Annotated in this window: 14 protein-coding genes and 1 tRNA gene; 13 read left to right on the plus strand and 2 right to left on the minus strand. The window is 40.2% G+C overall.

The window, feature by feature from the left end; translation table 11 throughout:
• The first annotated feature begins 2 nt into the window (after positions 1-2).
• Positions 3-725: a bacillithiol biosynthesis deacetylase BshB1 gene (bshB1, locus tag EW142_RS02205; protein ID WP_130609031.1), complete on the plus strand. Its 723-nt coding sequence runs from the start codon at positions 3-5 to the stop codon at positions 723-725.
• Here the strand turns inward: bshB1 and EW142_RS02210 are convergent, their stop codons facing one another.
• On the minus strand, positions 726-2,813 hold the full coding sequence (locus EW142_RS02210; RefSeq protein WP_130609034.1) for a tetratricopeptide repeat-containing sensor histidine kinase: 2,088 nt from the start codon (positions 2,811-2,813) through the stop codon (positions 726-728).
• A gap of 308 nt (positions 2,814-3,121) precedes the next feature.
• On the opposite strand from EW142_RS02210, the gene EW142_RS02215 reads away from it, so the two are divergent.
• A tRNA-His gene (locus tag EW142_RS02215) sits at positions 3,122-3,197 on the plus strand.
• 49 nt (positions 3,198-3,246) lie between these two features.
• Here EW142_RS02215 and EW142_RS02220 read toward each other — a convergent pair.
• Positions 3,247-4,803: a M28 family peptidase gene (locus tag EW142_RS02220; RefSeq protein ID WP_130609036.1), complete on the minus strand. Its 1,557-nt coding sequence runs from the start codon at positions 4,801-4,803 to the stop codon at positions 3,247-3,249.
• A 176-nt stretch (positions 4,804-4,979) separates the two neighbouring features.
• Between EW142_RS02220 and EW142_RS02225 the strand changes: the two genes are divergently transcribed.
• From EW142_RS02225 to EW142_RS02275, 11 genes are all read left to right on the plus strand, one after another.
• Positions 4,980-5,990 (plus strand): 4-hydroxyproline epimerase, encoded by a 1,011-nt coding sequence (locus tag EW142_RS02225; RefSeq protein ID WP_130609039.1) that lies wholly within the window; start codon positions 4,980-4,982, stop codon positions 5,988-5,990.
• On the plus strand, positions 5,991-7,241 hold the full coding sequence (locus EW142_RS02230) for an NAD(P)/FAD-dependent oxidoreductase (RefSeq protein WP_130609042.1): 1,251 nt from the start codon (positions 5,991-5,993) through the stop codon (positions 7,239-7,241).
• A gap of 83 nt (positions 7,242-7,324) precedes the next feature.
• Positions 7,325-8,248, plus strand: coding sequence for a hypothetical protein (locus tag EW142_RS02235; RefSeq protein WP_130609045.1), 924 nt, complete (start codon positions 7,325-7,327; stop codon positions 8,246-8,248).
• A gap of 48 nt (positions 8,249-8,296) precedes the next feature.
• The gene (locus tag EW142_RS02240) at positions 8,297-8,719 is read left to right on the plus strand and encodes a PaaI family thioesterase (protein ID WP_130609048.1); all 423 of its coding nucleotides are present in this window, start codon (positions 8,297-8,299) and stop codon (positions 8,717-8,719) included.
• Complete coding sequence (locus EW142_RS02245; RefSeq protein ID WP_240740138.1) at positions 8,700-9,761, plus strand: isochorismate synthase; 1,062 nt, start codon at positions 8,700-8,702, stop codon at positions 9,759-9,761. The genes EW142_RS02240 and EW142_RS02245 overlap by 20 nt, the downstream gene beginning before the upstream one ends.
• Positions 9,762-9,814: 53 nt before the next feature.
• Positions 9,815-11,551, plus strand: coding sequence for a 2-succinyl-5-enolpyruvyl-6-hydroxy-3-cyclohexene-1-carboxylic-acid synthase (gene menD, locus EW142_RS02250; protein WP_130609052.1), 1,737 nt, complete (start codon positions 9,815-9,817; stop codon positions 11,549-11,551).
• A 41-nt stretch (positions 11,552-11,592) separates the two neighbouring features.
• Positions 11,593-11,934 (plus strand): DUF2853 family protein, encoded by a 342-nt coding sequence (locus EW142_RS02255; RefSeq protein ID WP_130609055.1) that lies wholly within the window; start codon positions 11,593-11,595, stop codon positions 11,932-11,934.
• Between the two features lie 64 nt (positions 11,935-11,998).
• Positions 11,999-12,832, plus strand: a complete 834-nt coding sequence (locus EW142_RS02260; protein WP_130609058.1) for a CvfB family protein — start codon at positions 11,999-12,001, stop codon at positions 12,830-12,832.
• A 147-nt stretch (positions 12,833-12,979) separates the two neighbouring features.
• Positions 12,980-13,579, plus strand: a complete 600-nt coding sequence (locus EW142_RS02265) for an SPOR domain-containing protein (protein WP_130609061.1) — start codon at positions 12,980-12,982, stop codon at positions 13,577-13,579.
• Positions 13,580-13,581: 2 nt separating this feature from the next.
• The gene (gene menA / locus EW142_RS02270; protein WP_130609064.1) at positions 13,582-14,490 is read left to right on the plus strand and encodes a 1,4-dihydroxy-2-naphthoate octaprenyltransferase; all 909 of its coding nucleotides are present in this window, start codon (positions 13,582-13,584) and stop codon (positions 14,488-14,490) included.
• 33 nt (positions 14,491-14,523) lie between these two features.
• Positions 14,524-15,279 carry a LytR/AlgR family response regulator transcription factor gene (locus EW142_RS02275; protein WP_130609067.1) on the plus strand — a complete coding sequence of 252 codons (756 nt, stop codon included), beginning with the start codon at positions 14,524-14,526 and terminating at the stop codon, positions 15,277-15,279.
• Positions 15,280-15,605: the final 326 nt, after the last annotated feature.

Genomic DNA, 15,605 nt, shown 5'->3' on the forward strand with positions numbered 1-15,605 from the left:
TTATGAAATTGGACATTCTAGTGTTTGGTGCCCATCCAGACGACGCAGAACTTGGAGCGGGAGGTACCATTGCCAAAGAGGTTTCGAGAGGAAAAAAGGTTGGTATTATTGATTTGACACGTGGCGAATTAGGAACCCGTGGGACTGCTGAGATTCGAGATAAGGAATCTGCCAAGGCTGGAGAAATATTGGGAATAGCTATTAGGGAAAACATGGAGTTTGCCGATGGTTTTTTTAGCAATGACAAAGCCCATCAGTTGGAAATCATAAAAATGGTAAGAAAATATCGCCCTGAAATTGTGCTTTGCAATGCTATTGATGACCGACATATTGACCATGCCAGGGGAAGTCAATTGGTGAGTGATGCCTGTTTTTTAAGTGGATTGGTTAAAATTGATACGAAGATGGAGGGGGAGGATGAATGGCAGGAGGCGTGGCGTCCCAAGTTGGTGTATCATTTTATTCAATGGAAAAATCTAGAGCCCGATTTCGTTGTCGACGTTTCCGATTTTATCGGAAAAAAGGAAGAAGCCATCATGGCATATGGTTCCCAGTTTTTTGACCCCAATAGTGACGAGCCAGAGACACCCATCAGCAGCAAAACATTTATTGATAGTATAAATTACCGAGCTCGAGATCTTGGGAGATTGGTCGGGGTTGATTATGCTGAAGGTTTTACCGTTGAACGCTTTGTTGCCGTTGACAACTTGGATTGCCTGATTTGATCAGCTGGCTTGTTGGTATTTCTTTTCGGCTTTGGGCAAGGTAAAATAGAAAGAAGACCCTTTTCTTAAGGTACTCTCCACCCAGATTTGTCCGCGATTCTTTAGAATCATCTCTTTGCAGAGTGATAAACCAAGTCCGGTACCACGTTCATTATTGGTGCCATACGTGGTGATATTGTTGCTTTCCGCAAATATCTTTTTCTGGATTTCCTTGTTCATGCCAATCCCTGTGTCCCGAATCATAATTTGCCATGATCGATCTTTTTCTTGGGCTTCAATGGTAATCAAACCGTCTTCTGGAGTAAATTTTATGGCGTTGCTCAGTATGTTCCGCACAACAATATCAATCTGATTTTGATCGGCCCAAATGGGGACACTTTCAGGCAGTTGATTAATAATTTTGATTGATTTTCCTGCCGCCACTTCCGATAGCAATTGAATATTTCCGGTAACCAATTTTTCCATGTAGATGCGTTTGGGTTTGGTAACAACCCCATTCAATTGGGTTTGACCCCAAGAAAGAAGATTGTTGAGCGCAAAGGAAATATTTTCCACATCATTCCGAAGCTTGGGAATGAATGATAAGAATTCGGTTTTACTGATTTCTCCTTGAGTAAAAAGTTTTAAGATACCTTGTAAGCCTCCAATCGGTCCTCTTAGGTCATGTCCAATAATGGACAACAACTTGGTTTTGGTTCTATTTATTTCGTTGAGTTGCGTTTCGCGTTCGCTAACTACTTTTGACTTCTCTTTCAATTCTCTATTCAACTTCTTCTGAATGTTTTCGCTCCTACGAATAATAAAGATAACCGTGCATAGAATCAAAACGGCTAGGATAGAGAAGTAGATGTAATTTCTCTGCTTTGCCAAAGCGGTTTCATTGGCGGCTATAAGTTCTTGCTTTTCTTGCTGATACTCCAATTTGGTTTCGAGCAGCGCCAGACTTTGGCGATTTTTATCCTTGGATAGGGAGTCGGAAAGCTTTTTAAAAGTTTCTAGATAAGAAAGTGCCGCCTCGCTCTTATTTCCCTTTTTATGTAGTTTATATAGGGTTTCTGAGCAATCAATAAGACCTTGCAGTGATTTTATTTTCTTCGATAGCCTGAATCCCTCGTTGGCAAATACCATAGAAAGGCTATCTCGGTCTAGACCGAGATATACATTGGCCATACCGTTCATCAGCTGAATTTTCTCGCGATCATCATCCAATTGATGTGTATGGAGCATACTACTTTGATCATACCAATATAGGGCCCATTGGTATTTCTTTTGCTCCAAATAAATACTTCCTTTTACTTCATAAGCATAGGCCAACCAATCGTATACCTTGTGCTTTTCAAAAGTGTTGATGCTATTGTTGATATTGAACATGGCCAACTCATAGTTTTTGGCATCTTTATACAAAGAGGCCATGTTACTGTGGGTTTCTGCCTTAATAATATCATTGCCAATTTCTTGATTGATGGTCTGGACCTTATCATAAAAGATAAGGGCATTTTTAAAGTCTTTCTGATCGGCGTACAAAGCGGCAATGTTCTCATTTAAAATGGACAACATGTGCTTGTTTTCCGTTTGTTTTGCCAAATCGATTCCCTGAAGATAAATGTTAAGGGCTTCCGCGTAGTTGCCCATATACGCATAATCATGACCCAACCCATTGATGATGCTGAGTTCGCATTTTGTAGCACCTACTTTTTTGGCAATACGCAGTGCTTTTTTGAAGTAGCTTAACGATTTGTTCTGGTCACCTTGGTCCGAGTAGTAATTACCGAGCCCTTCCAAAGCTTTGATCTCACCAAGGCTGTAACCAATCTCTCTACTTAGCTCAAGTACTTTCTTTGAGATATTATAAAGACTATCGTTATTAATGAAGCGGTATTCCCTGGCTAGATTGGCCAACAAATCGATATGGGTGGTATCCTTAACATTAAATCTATTGGTAGATTCCAATCGTTTCAATCGGTAAGCGATACTATCTCTCTTACTTTTTTGGGAGATGGTCGGAAGGGTAAAAAGAACCATCATACCAAGAACAAGGACACGTCTTAGCAAAAGTTGTAGGTGATTTGTTTTAGTGATTTGGGGCATCTACACCTTGTTTCTATAATTGGATAAAAATAGATGCTATAGGAATATTCTGTAAGTTAATGTTGTGAAATGCGGAAAAATGTATGTTTGATGTTATGAAACCTGCTGTTTATCGATATAATGCCAATTTTTAGTTTTACTTGGGGTAGCGCTTACCGTCGTACACTGATAGTTTTTGAATTCAGTTTAGGGCAATACTCTCAATCAATTTAATTGAGATTGTCTGTATGGATCAGATGTCCAGCCAGAAATATGGATTTCTTTTGATAGAAATAAGAAAAACATTTACCTTTGCGTCCGCTTTAAATGGTGGTTGTAGCTCAGTTGGTTAGAGCGCTGGATTGTGGTTCCAGAGGTCGCCGGTTCGAACCCGGTCTTCCACCCATAAAAAAGCCCCTTTAAAGGGGCTTTTTTCGTTTTAAGGACTCAATATCTATTTGGAAACTTTATCTACAACAACCTTGTTGGCCCTATTGGCAACTTCCCATGCAGTATGGAAAATGAGTCGTGAACGATTCTCCAACAGATCATAGTTTATCTTATCAGCTGTGTCCCCAGGCCTGTGATAATCAGCATGGGTACCGTTAAAATAGAAAATTATGGGAATGTTGTTTTTTGCGAAATTATAATGGTCACTTCGGTAATAGAATCTATTGGGGTCATTTTCGTCATTATAGGTATAATCCAATTCTATTTGGCTATACTTGGTGTTTACTTCTTCGGACAGATTGTGCAGTTCTGTACTTAATTTATCAGAACCAATAAGATAAATGTAGTTTCGGTCTCCCTCACGCTTTGGATCAATTCTACCGATCATATCAATGTTCAAATTGGCAACAGTGTTTTCCAAGGGAAGGATAGGCTCATAATCTGTATAGTACTTAGAACCCAATAACCCTTTTTCTTCCCCTGTCACATGTAAGAATACAATAGATCGCTTGGGTCCATTACCTTCCTCTTTCGCCTTCTTAAAAGCTTCTGCAATTTCTAGTAGGGCAACGCTGCCCGATCCATCATCATCCGCACCATTGTTGATTTGTCCGTCCGCATTGACACCAATATGATCTAGATGTGATGAAATGACCACATACTCATCTGGTTTTTCGGTTCCTCTTAAGAGGGCCACCACATTTTCTGAATCCACCTGACCATTCCCGCTAGAAATTTTTAGATCAACCTCGGAATTGATTGCCTTCGGCTCATTATCTTCAACAATATCCTTTTTTAGAACTTTGCTGGCGGTTTCATTGAGAAGTACAATAAAATTATCACTGGCCTCTTGTTTCAGTGACATTTTGCCACTTTTGTTGTTCTTCATGAATTCGTAGTACCCCTTGAACCTGGGGTAATTTTCTGAATCAAAATACAGAATCCCTTGAGCGCCTTTTTCAATGGCCAATTTGGATTTCTTCTCCATGGCTTGTGACATGTTGCTCCAAGCTGATTTCTCGGTGGTACCGGTCAAGGTATAGGTTCCATCTTTGTTTTCTGGTTCCCCAGATTTAATCAATACAAGTTTCCCTTGAACGTTTAGATTGGTATAATCCGAATAATCACCCTCTTCAATGCCATATCCCAAATAAACAACCTCTGAATAATTCCCCATGGCAGTAGTGAAAGTAATCACATCTTCACCCAGGTCGAAAGAAGTACCATTTAATGAAATACTTCCAACGGGCACACTCGCAATTTCCAGGGGCACTTTCTGAAAATAATTCCCATCACTTTTTGCAGCTGGAATGCCGAGCTCTTGATACTCCTTTCTTAAATACTCCACAGCCTTTTTTTGTCCAGGCGCTCCAGTTTCCCTACCCTCAAATTCATCTGAAGCATAGATGTATAGGTGGTCTTTTAATTCCTCTTGCGTGATGGTTTCCGCATATTCGAGAGGATTGACCTCTTTTTTAACAGCAGCAGTTTCACTCACCGTTTTCTGAGAGGAATTGCAAGCTGAAACCAATCCAAGGAAAACCAAAATCATTTTTTTCATGTGACGGTATTTTTCAAAATTTACCAAAAGTAGTCAAAAGATTGCAACCCCGTGAAATTGAAAGGGTTCGAAACATTGGATTGGGGTCTTGGTCCCAACCTTAATTCGACGTACGCCTAATTTGGGACGATATCGCTATATTGGATAAAAATTCAATACCGAAGAATTCAATTCTTATGGCAGTACATGTATTCAAATGTATTGATGCGCATACCTGTGGAAATCCAGTCAGATTGGTCAAGGAAGGTGCCCCTGATTTGATTGGCCAAACCATGGAGGAAAAGCGCCAGCATTTTATGCGGGATTACGATTGGATCAGGAGAGGCTTAATGTTCGAACCTAGAGGACATGACATGATGAGTGGAAGCATCTTATATCCACCTCATAAAAAAGAAAATGATGTTGCCATATTATTCATAGAGACCAGCGGATGTTTGCCTATGTGTGGGCATGGAACCATAGGCACGATGACCATAGCATTGGAAGAAGGGTTAATACAACCGAAAACTCCTGGAAGAATTCGGTTGGAAACCCCTGCAGGACTTGTGAAAATAGATTACCATAAACCCAAGGATAAAGTGGAATGGGTCAAAATCACCAATGTGCCCAGTTTTATGGCAAGTGAAAATCTAAAGGTCGACTCATCAGTTTTGGGTGAGCTGCATTTTGATGTAGCCTATGGTGGAAATTTTTATGCGATTATCGATGAGCAGGAAAACTTTTCAGGAATGCACAACTATTCTGCAGGAGAACTTGTAAGTCTTTCACAAGAACTGCGAAAAAAAATCAACACAAAATATCCAGGCCGCTTTGTTCATCCCCAAAATCCAAATATCAACAAGGTATCCCATATTCTGTGGACAGGCCAGCCTTTGGACCCTTCATCCAATGGTCGAAATGCAGTTTTCTATGGGGATAAAGCCATTGATCGTTCTCCATGCGGTACTGGGACATCAGCAAGAATGGCACAACTACATGCCAAAGGGCAGCTAAGCCTTGGGGATGAATACATCCACGAGAGCTATATTGGATCCACCTTTAAGGGAAAGGTTGAGCAAGAAACCTTAATTTCGGGCATAAAGGGAATTATCCCTAGTATTAAAGGTTGGGCAAAAGTCTATGGTCGTAATACAATCACCATAGACACCGAGGATGATCCCTATGCCCACGGTTTTCAGGTGATTTAGATGAGTAAAAAAGTCATTGTTGTTGGTGGTGGTATTGTAGGTTTGTCATCTGCCTATTTTTTAGCTCAGGAAGGACATGAGGTTATCGTAATAGATAAATCGAATTTAGATTCAGGAGCTTCTTATATCAATGCAGGATACATAACTCCAAGTCATATAGTTTCGTTAGCCGCACCTGGTATGATAACCAAAGGACTTCGGTACATGTTTGATTCGTCCAGCCCATTTTATATGAAACCGCGCTGGGACCTTGATTTTTTTAAGTGGGCCTGGAGCTTTAAAAAGTCCGCGACAAGCAGAAAAGTAGCACGTGCTATGCCCATAATCAGAGACCTTAATTTATTAGGGAGGGAGCTCTACGACAGCTTTAAGACATTGGATACGTTTGAGGACTTTCATTTAGAGAATAAAGGGCTTCTTATGATATACAAGACTGAAAAGGAAAGGGACCACGAGGCCAAAACAGCATCCAGGGCCGAGGAACTTGATTTAGAAGTCACTCATCTAAATCGTCAAGAGCTACAAAAACTGGAGCCCAATGTCCAGATAAATGCTTCGGGTGCTTTTTACTACCTATGTGACCGTCACATGACTCCAAGCACTTTTATGCAGGCCCTGCAAAACTATTTGTTGGGTAAGGGAGTCAAAATAATTGGGAATGAGGAAGTACAAGATTTCCACTTAGAAGGTGACACCATAAAATCCATACAAACCGACAAACAGGTTTACGACTTGGAGGAGTTGGTGTTGGCATCAGGTAGCTGGACTTCAAGATTGGCCAAAAAGCTTAATGTTAGAATTCCGTTGCAAGCCGGAAAAGGCTACGGCATCAATGTTACCACGGATACTGGGATTTCCATGCCGGCACTGCTCTTGGAAGCCAAAATTGCGGTAACTCCGATGAGAGGTTTTACCCGTTTCGCTGGCACCATGGAATTTTCAGGAATCAACGATACCATTCGAAAAGAACGTATCGAAGCAATAGCTAGTAGTGCTGGTGATTATTACGAGGGATTGCAAATTAACGACAAGGATAAAAGAATGGCTGGCTTTGGTCTTCGCCCTGTGACACCAGATGGATTACCCTATATTGGTAGGGCATCTAAATTTAAAAACCTAACTATAGCCACTGGGCATGCTATGATGGGGTGGAGCACGGGCCCCGCGACCGGAAAGTTGGTCTCTGAATTGATTTCAGATAAGAAGATTTCTATGGATATCGAGCCGTTTTATCCAGAACGCAGTTTCTAAAAGGCAATTTTTAAAATTAAATTTGGGTTATGGCACTGGTTTTGATTTTATTATTGAAAGCATACTGCTAATTTTGCAAAACCATGAAGAACCTGTTTAGCGTCATACTATTATTTCTTCTTTTTGTGAATGGACTCTTTTCGCAGGAGCTCCAGATTTTCAAAGTTGAAGACTTTGATTTGAAGGGAAAGGTGAAATCATGCTTGGTTATTACGGATTATGGAAGGGAACTTTTTCAATTTGATGAAGAAGGTAGATTGGTCAGCACGGTGACACAATACAACGAATCGGACCAAGACATTACGTATTATAAATATGAGGAAGGAGAGCTTGTAGAAAAGCGTATGGAGAGTTACAAGGATAACATTTTGGATGTTACTACCTCCATGGTCAATTTTTTTACTGTGGATACTACGGCTCAAAGAAGGGTAAGTGAAAAGATCATATCCTATGATAAGGAATTTCTAGAGCAACAGACCTACGAGTACGATAATCAGGAACGACTAATGAAAATTACCTCCTCCAACGCCGATGGTGTGGATGATATTACCCTTTCTTATGAAACAAATAAGGATGAGGAAACCTGTAGCTATTTCTTCAATGGTATTATTGAAAAATCCATTAGGACATCTGAAAAGAAATCCAACACTACTAAGACGAAGATTGTATTGACCAAGGAGTTTGTCGATGGTGAACCGAATAAGGCGGTGGAGGAAGTCTTTGAGGGTGAGGGGGCGCTAGTTTCAAGAGAATCCTTTACCTATGACCTTCAAAAGAAGCGTTTTGCCTCGGACAAAAAGATGTTTTACAGTTACGACACCAATGGTATGCTAACGAAAGAAGTCACTCAGACCAGCAATTCAAAATCTATGAAGGAATACATTTACCAGTTTGATGACAGCCTTGACAAAAATTGGGTGCGACAAATTGTTACTCCAGGAAACAGCTACACATCCCGAAAAATCGAATACTATCCCCAGGAGAAAACTGAAGATGTACCCAATTAAATGGTGTCGCGTAAACCCTGAGTCCTAATTTTTTTATTGAAAACTACTATGACCGAACACAAGGAAAAAATTCTGGCAATCTGTAATCAAATCCGAAAGAACACATTGATGGAAACTCTGGAGATTGAGTACGTTGATGTTGGGGAAAACTATCTAATCGCCAGAATGCCTGTCAGCCCAAGGGTACATCAACCTGACGGGGTTCTTCATGGAGGGGCTTCGGTTGCCTTGGCCGAAAGTGTGGGAAGTGCAGCTTCTTACATCTTTTTGGATGGGCAGGAATTCTATGTTCGGGGGATAGAAATTGCAGCTAACCATGTAAAGTCAATTCGAGAAGGCTATGTGTATGCAAGAGCAGCTATTTTGCACAAGGGCAGAACAACACAACTTTGGGAAATAAAAGTAACCAATGACTCCGGTGAATTGATCTCCAATTGCAAGTTGACCACGATTGCCCTACCTAGAAAATAAAGCATTGGACAAGGTTCTCAACAAAGGTGAAGACTGGATACAACGGAATTTGCCATTTTGCATCTATCGAAAACCAAATTCGGATAAGGTCCAAGGAGTTTTCCAAAATACCGATGAGCTTCATAAAACAGAGAAGTTTAAAGAAGAAGGCTTTGTTTTTGCACCATTTGATTTATCAAAAGGAGCTATCTTAATTCAACCTGATGAACGCATTGAGTCCACCCATATCTTGGAGGAACAAAAGGTGGTGAGTACCATTCCCCAATCAGAGGAGGGGAAATTGTTCCATATCAATTTGGTTTGCAAGGGTCTGGAGGTTATAAAATCAGGTGAGATTCAAAAAGTGGTTTTATCTCGCAAAATCGATGTGCAGACAAAAAGGCAGCCTATTGAACTTTTTACCAGTCTCCTGAACTCTTATTCGAACGCATTTTGTTATTTGTTCTTTCATCCAAAAATAGGCTTGTGGTGTGGTGCAACTCCGGAGACTTTGGTCTCCATAAAACAAAGAAAGTTGACAACCGTTTCCTTGGCAGGGACCTTACCTATCATTGACAATAGTGTTCCTTACTGGGAAAAAAAGGAATTGGAAGAACAAGGCGTTGTCACATCGTTCATTCAAGAAAAACTGCGCCCATATCTCAAAAAAATTCATTCCGGAGCGTTGGAAACCGTAAGGGCCGGAAAACTTTGGCATCTTAAAACCCCTTTGACTGGTGAGTTGTTGCCGGATGCAAGTGTTGTATCGGTGGTTAGAGCACTTCATCCCACACCTGCTGTTTGTGGGCTTCCAGTTAATAAAGCCACAGCTTTCATTTTGGAAAATGAAGGATATGACCGAACCTTTTACACCGGATTTTTGGGAGAGTTGAACTTGGAAGGAAAGAAAGAAGTTTCACTTTTTGTCAACCTGAGATGCATGCAACTTGAGGGTGGCAACGCTCGAATTTTTGTAGGTGGCGGCATTACCGCAGAATCCATCCCGGAAAAGGAATGGGAGGAAACCCAGAACAAAAGCCGAACCATGCTGAACATGCTCTAATTTCATAATTCTCTTTTAGGGAAATAGGCTTTTGGAACGTATTTTTGTAATCCATGATATATTCTGATATACCCTCAGCACAAACCTTGGTTTTGTTCTTTAAGTCGTGGGGGATCAAAAACATCGTAATTTCTCCCGGTTCCAGAAATGCACCGCTTACTTTAGGTTTCTCAAAAAACTCCAATTTCAATTGTTTTAGTATGGTTGACGAAAGAAGTGCGGGCTTCTTCGCTTTGGGTATGGCCTTGCAGTTGCAAGAACCGGTAGCTGTATTGTGCACATCAGGTAGTGCCCTTTTAAATTATTATCCCGCAGTTTGTGAAGCTTTCTATAGCGATATTCCGCTCATTGTGGTTTCCGCCGATCGACCTAAATATAAAATTGATGTAGGGGATGGGCAGACCATCCGACAGGAAAATGTTTTTGCCAATCACATTGGATATTCTGCAAATTTGAAACAAGATGTAAGCCATTTTCCTGAAACCATTCAACAATTTAGTCCCGAGATGCTTATGGAATCCCAAGAGGATATTCAAGCATACAATGAAAAGGAAATTCAAACCGCACTACAGGTAGCAAGCACCAAAAGGTCACCCGTACATGTCAACTTACCCTTTGAAGAGCCCCTGTATGGTCAAACCAAAGACCTTCAGATAACAGCGCCCAAATTTGACCAACGAGATTTGGTAGATGTGGAAACCGAGGATTATGGAACCTATGCTTCCGTTTGGAATTCCAGCAAACGTAAAATGATTCTGGTAGGGGTTAACCCTCCCAAATCGGTCAATACTGAAGTATTAAATAAACTAGCTGAGGATGATTCCGTTGTTGTGTTTACCGAGACCACATCCAATCTTCATCATCCAGACTTTTTCCCAAGTATCGATAGCATCATTGCACCCATAGAAAAGTCAGCCAATAGGCAACAGCTCTTTGAAAATTTACGACCCGATTTGCTCATCACCTTTGGAGGTCTTATTGTTTCAAAAAAAATAAAGGCGTTCCTCAGGGATTTTCAACCCAAACAACATTGGCATGTTGACAAAAAGAAGGCCTTCGATACTTTTTTTAGTCTTTCTGAACATATTAAAACGGATGCAAACACCTTTTTGCGCAACCTTGCCGTTACAAAAACCGGAGACCAAGACTACAACCCTTATTGGAAGAAGGTTAGGGATGCTTATGAGTTAAAAAGGGAAGATTATTTGGAACAGATTCCGTTTTCCGATTTCTGGGCAATGGACCAAATTCAAAGGGCAATTCCCAAGGGTTATCAAGTACACCTATCAAATAGTTCCACGGTGCGATATTCCCAGTTGTTTCCAATGAATGAATCGCTTGCTGTGTTTTGCAATCGTGGTGCCAGCGGGATAGATGGGAGCACCTCTACTGCGATCGGGGCATCTATTTACAATGACACGCCAACCATTTTGATAACAGGTGATCTTAGTTTTTTCTATGATAGCAATGGTCTTTGGACCAATGCCGCTCGGAAAGACTTTCGGATTTTAGTGATCAATAATTCGGGCGGAGGAATTTTTAGAATACTACCAGGAAAAGAGGAATCCGAGGAATTTACCACATTCTTTGAAACCACACATTCGCATAAAGCCAATCACTTGGCAAGAATGTATGGGTTTGAATATCAAAATGTAAGCAGCAAACAAGAGCTTTCAAGTGCATTGAAGAGCTTTTACAATGCCTCTGAAAACCCTAAGATTCTAGAGGTTTTCACACCCCGATTGAAGAACAACAAAATTTTGCTCGATTACTTCGATTTCATATCTTAGAAGTATTATCAATCCCTTTAATTTTAAGAACACTGACTATTATGAGCAAAAGAGATGAATTGGTGGAAAAGTACGCCGCAGATATAAAGGATAAGTTTGGGCAAACCCCAGATATGGACCTTCTTTACAAGGTTGCTGTTGGCTTAGGGCCTGCCATTTACAACCTGGACGCGTCCAAGGTTTCTGGGTCGGACGACAAAGAGCTTGAAACCGTAAAGAATAATTTTTTGATAAAAAAACTAGGCCTTCCGGACAATGGTGATCTTTTGGGAGCCATAAATAGCGTAATAGACACCTACGGCCGTTCAGATAAGAATAAGCATAGGGCCGTAATTTATTATATGCTGACCAAACATTTTGGAAAAGAATCTGTTTATAACTAGAAAGAAAACAAATCGGTTTTAAGCTACCCTCGGGTAGCTTTTTTTATTGACTACATTTACAAAGATGATTGAATTGGGAAACTTTAATACCTTAAAGGTGCTTAGAAGCACCAGCGTAGGATTGTTTTTGGGAGATGACGAAGACACCGAGATTTTGCTCCCCAACAAGTATGTTCCGGCTGATTTTGAGATAAATGATGAACTGCAGGTATTCTGTTATTTGGACAATAATGAAAGACCCATCGCCACCACGTTGCAACCACTGGTTCGCAGAAATTGTTTTGCATATCTCGAGGTAAAGCAGGTAAGTCCCTTTGGGGCCTTCTTGGACTGGGGTTTGGAAAAACATCTTTTGGCGCCATTTCGCGAACAGCGAGTTAGGATGGAGGAGGGAAAGAAATACGTAGTGTATTGTTATCTGGACGAAGAATCATTTCGTTTAGTGGCTACCAGTAGAATCAATCGTCATTTAACCAACGTAGGATTTGATTTGCCAGTGAACACCAAGGTAAATCTACTTGTGAGCCGAAGAACACCTCTAGGGTGGGAGGTAATCATTGATGATAAATTTTTGGGATTGCTTTTCGAAAGCGATGTTTTTCGGCCAATCGCAGTTGGGGATTATTTGGAAGGATATATCAAAAATGTGAGGGAGGACAACAAAATTGATGTAACCCTACAACCTTTGGGAACCAAGATGCTCGAACCATCGGCCCAATTGGTGCTGGATAGGTTACATGAAAGTGGAGGATACCTATCACTGCACGACAAATCATCACCCGATGAAATCAAAAATGCTTTGCATTTGAGCAAAAAAGCCTTCAAAAAGGCCATTGGAATTTTATACAAACAACGAAAAATACTAATTAAAGACGACGGTATTTATTTGTCGCAATAAGTGGCCCCAGCAAGCTTTGCGTTGAAAAAAAATTGAAGCTCCAAGTTTTTTCTATTTGCAAAAAGTTTACATTTGCAATACAGGGAAGCAGTAACTTATTGATGCTTATCTAGTTAACTGAACTCAAAAACTTTAACTCCATTTAATATGCCATTTATCGAAGAAAGCGATTTATTGGATCTTCATAAGGATATCGATAAGGCCCAAATCATTAATGAGAGACTTTTAGACCAAATCAAATTCAAGAATAAGGATTTACGCAAACTGAAATTGCAGCGAAATGTGTTGCTTTCCATCTCGTTGCTTTTTATAGTAAGTGTCTTGGCCATTACGTCTTACACCGCAGGATTCAGCAGCAAAAATGCATTGGAGAACCAAAATAACCTCCTAGTTTCCATTGATAGTTTGGACGCCATTAAAACCCGAATAGACAATCTTAAACTTCAGAACCAAGAACTCAGTTTAGTTCATGAATTCTATTTGGCAAAGGCTTTTTTGGAAAAGGAAAAGATTTATTCCGTGCAAATAAAATCCTTTGTGGATAACAATGTCACCTTGGCCTCCGAGGCCCTTACCAATACTTTGTTTGTAAAGACTAACCCTTTCTACGCTTATTCCTTGGGTAATTTTGAAACTTTGGATGAAGCCCGGGTGTTTAGAAAGCAATTGGTTCAAATGGGCTTTGAGGATGCGTTCGTCGCCTCTTACCAAGACGGGAAAAGGGTACAAATAGAAGACCCCTATTAGATTTGAGCCCATTTAAGGCATGGCTCCTTGCAGCCAGGTTACGCACACTGCCACTTTCATTATCAGGAATCATAACGGGAACCGCCTTGGCCTTAAGGGAAGGTTTTTTTGATACAACGATATTCGTACTGGCACTCCTTACCACAGTGGGCTTCCAGATTACCTCAAACTTTGCCAATGATTATGGAGATGGAGTTAAGGGGACAGATAGCGAAGGTCGAATAGGACCTCAACGAGCACTGCAATCGGGTCTTCTTTCTAGAGCCTCGTTAAAAAGAGGGATAGTCATATCCGTAGTTCTAAGCCTTTTATTGGCAACACTACTGTTATTAGCGGCTTTCGGGACGGAGAATATCGGATATTTTACCTTATTTATAGTCTTAGGCGCCCTCAGTGTTTGGGCCGCCATACGATATACCATGGGCACCAGCCCATATGGTTATAGAGGATTGGGTGATGTAGCTGTTTTTATTTTCTTTGGTTTAATAGGAGTATTGGGAAGTATGTTTTTGTACACCAAGTCTCTGGATTGGACAGCATTTTTGCCAGCCATAACCATTGGTCTTTTATGTGTCGGAGTATTAAACCTAAATAATTTAAGAGATGTTGACTCGGATAAAACCCATGGAAAAAATACACTAATAGTATTTATGGGATTTGAGAATGGAAAACGATATCACCTGGCTCTAATAGCGCTCTCTTTTTTGGCCATGTTGTATTTTGGTTGGGCAACCCGTATCCCATGGCAGCATTCATTTTATCTGCTGGTTTTTCTGCCCATTGGCCTCCATCTTTTAAAAGTAATGAAGACAAAGCAACCCAAATTGCTTGATCCGGAACTAAAGAAATTGGCCCTAAGTACCTTCCTTCTGTCAGTTTTGTTCATGATAGCAGTTAATTATTTTTTGTAATTTTGAGTACTAACCCACTAAACTTAACGAAACTTGGAACATCTCATTAAGATATTGATTGTTGAGGATAACGTAATTATCGCCGACGACATGCAGTCCATGTTGGAGGAGATAGGGTACGAGATTGTTGATAATGTGATTGTTTACGAACAAGCGGTTGAAGTATTAAAGAATAATCATGTTGATTTGGTCCTGATTGATATCATCCTGGCATCAGATAAAACAGGAATCGACCTTGGAAAACATATTCGTGAAAAGTATAATATACCTTTCATATTTGTCACTTCAAACTCAGATCGGGCCACAGTAGAGAATGCCAAAACGGTGAAGCCGGATGGTTATTTGGTAAAACCGTTTGAACAGCAAGATCTTTATACCTCCATAGAAATAGCACTTTCGAATTTCAATTATTCAAGAAAGGAGAACACTAAGGAAATCGCCGGTAGTGAAGGCGATGCTTTTACTTCCAATTCGGTACTTAAGGATTCCATATTTGTAAAAAAACAACACCTTTATTATCGTATTCAATTTAAGGACATACAATTTATCAAAGCGGATAATGTTTATTTGGAAGTGAACACAGCAGACAAAAAGTTTTTGGTTCGCTCACCTTTGAAGGACTACTTGGAAAAATTGCCAAAGAATAAATTTTATAGGGCCCACAAGTCCTATATTGTCAATGTCGATCATATTGATGCCATTAATTCAAAGGACATTATGATCAACAATAACCTTATTCCGATATCCAAAGATTTTAAGGAGTTCATTATTTCTTCTATGAACAGCTAGGAAAAAGAACGCATAGGATTTAAAAGTGCCCTTTAAGGGCACTTTTTTGTTTCCGGTGGGATAACCACAACTTTTCTACTGTTCACAACATAAGTTTCACTAAAAGCAAGACTAAAAATATCTTTAGAGTGTAATTAGTCAAGAAAAGTAATTTTTCATTTTCATATAGTGTTCTCGTAAAAGGGTCTTGTTTTAATAACAAGGCCTTTTTTGTTTTATCTATGCTGAGGGAATCATTTATTCCATGAACGGCACAAAACATCGATAAATGGTACTTTCATATACACCATTTTACTTTTCACAACAGAAATCGGCCATTTCACAAC

This window comes from Flagellimonas allohymeniacidonis (assembly GCF_004296335.1).
Classification (GTDB): domain Bacteria; phylum Bacteroidota; class Bacteroidia; order Flavobacteriales; family Flavobacteriaceae; genus Flagellimonas; species Flagellimonas allohymeniacidonis.

Excerpts from the sequence above, each read along its gene's own strand:
- bshB1 (WP_130609031.1), top strand. The coding sequence starts at position 3 with ATGAAATTGGACATTCTAGTGTTTGGTGCCCATCCAGACGACGCAGAA.
- EW142_RS02210 (WP_130609034.1), bottom strand. The coding sequence starts at position 2,813 with ATGCCCCAAATCACTAAAACAAATCACCTACAACTTTTGCTAAGACGT.
- EW142_RS02220 (WP_130609036.1), bottom strand. The coding sequence starts at position 4,803 with ATGAAAAAAATGATTTTGGTTTTCCTTGGATTGGTTTCAGCTTGCAAT.
- EW142_RS02225 (WP_130609039.1), top strand. The coding sequence starts at position 4,980 with ATGGCAGTACATGTATTCAAATGTATTGATGCGCATACCTGTGGAAAT.
- EW142_RS02230 (WP_130609042.1), top strand. The coding sequence starts at position 5,991 with ATGAGTAAAAAAGTCATTGTTGTTGGTGGTGGTATTGTAGGTTTGTCA.
- EW142_RS02235 (WP_130609045.1), top strand. The coding sequence starts at position 7,325 with ATGAAGAACCTGTTTAGCGTCATACTATTATTTCTTCTTTTTGTGAAT.
- EW142_RS02240 (WP_130609048.1), top strand. The coding sequence starts at position 8,297 with ATGACCGAACACAAGGAAAAAATTCTGGCAATCTGTAATCAAATCCGA.
- menD (WP_130609052.1), top strand. The coding sequence starts at position 9,815 with ATGATATATTCTGATATACCCTCAGCACAAACCTTGGTTTTGTTCTTT.
- EW142_RS02255 (WP_130609055.1), top strand. The coding sequence starts at position 11,593 with ATGAGCAAAAGAGATGAATTGGTGGAAAAGTACGCCGCAGATATAAAG.
- EW142_RS02260 (WP_130609058.1), top strand. The coding sequence starts at position 11,999 with ATGATTGAATTGGGAAACTTTAATACCTTAAAGGTGCTTAGAAGCACC.
- EW142_RS02265 (WP_130609061.1), top strand. The coding sequence starts at position 12,980 with ATGCCATTTATCGAAGAAAGCGATTTATTGGATCTTCATAAGGATATC.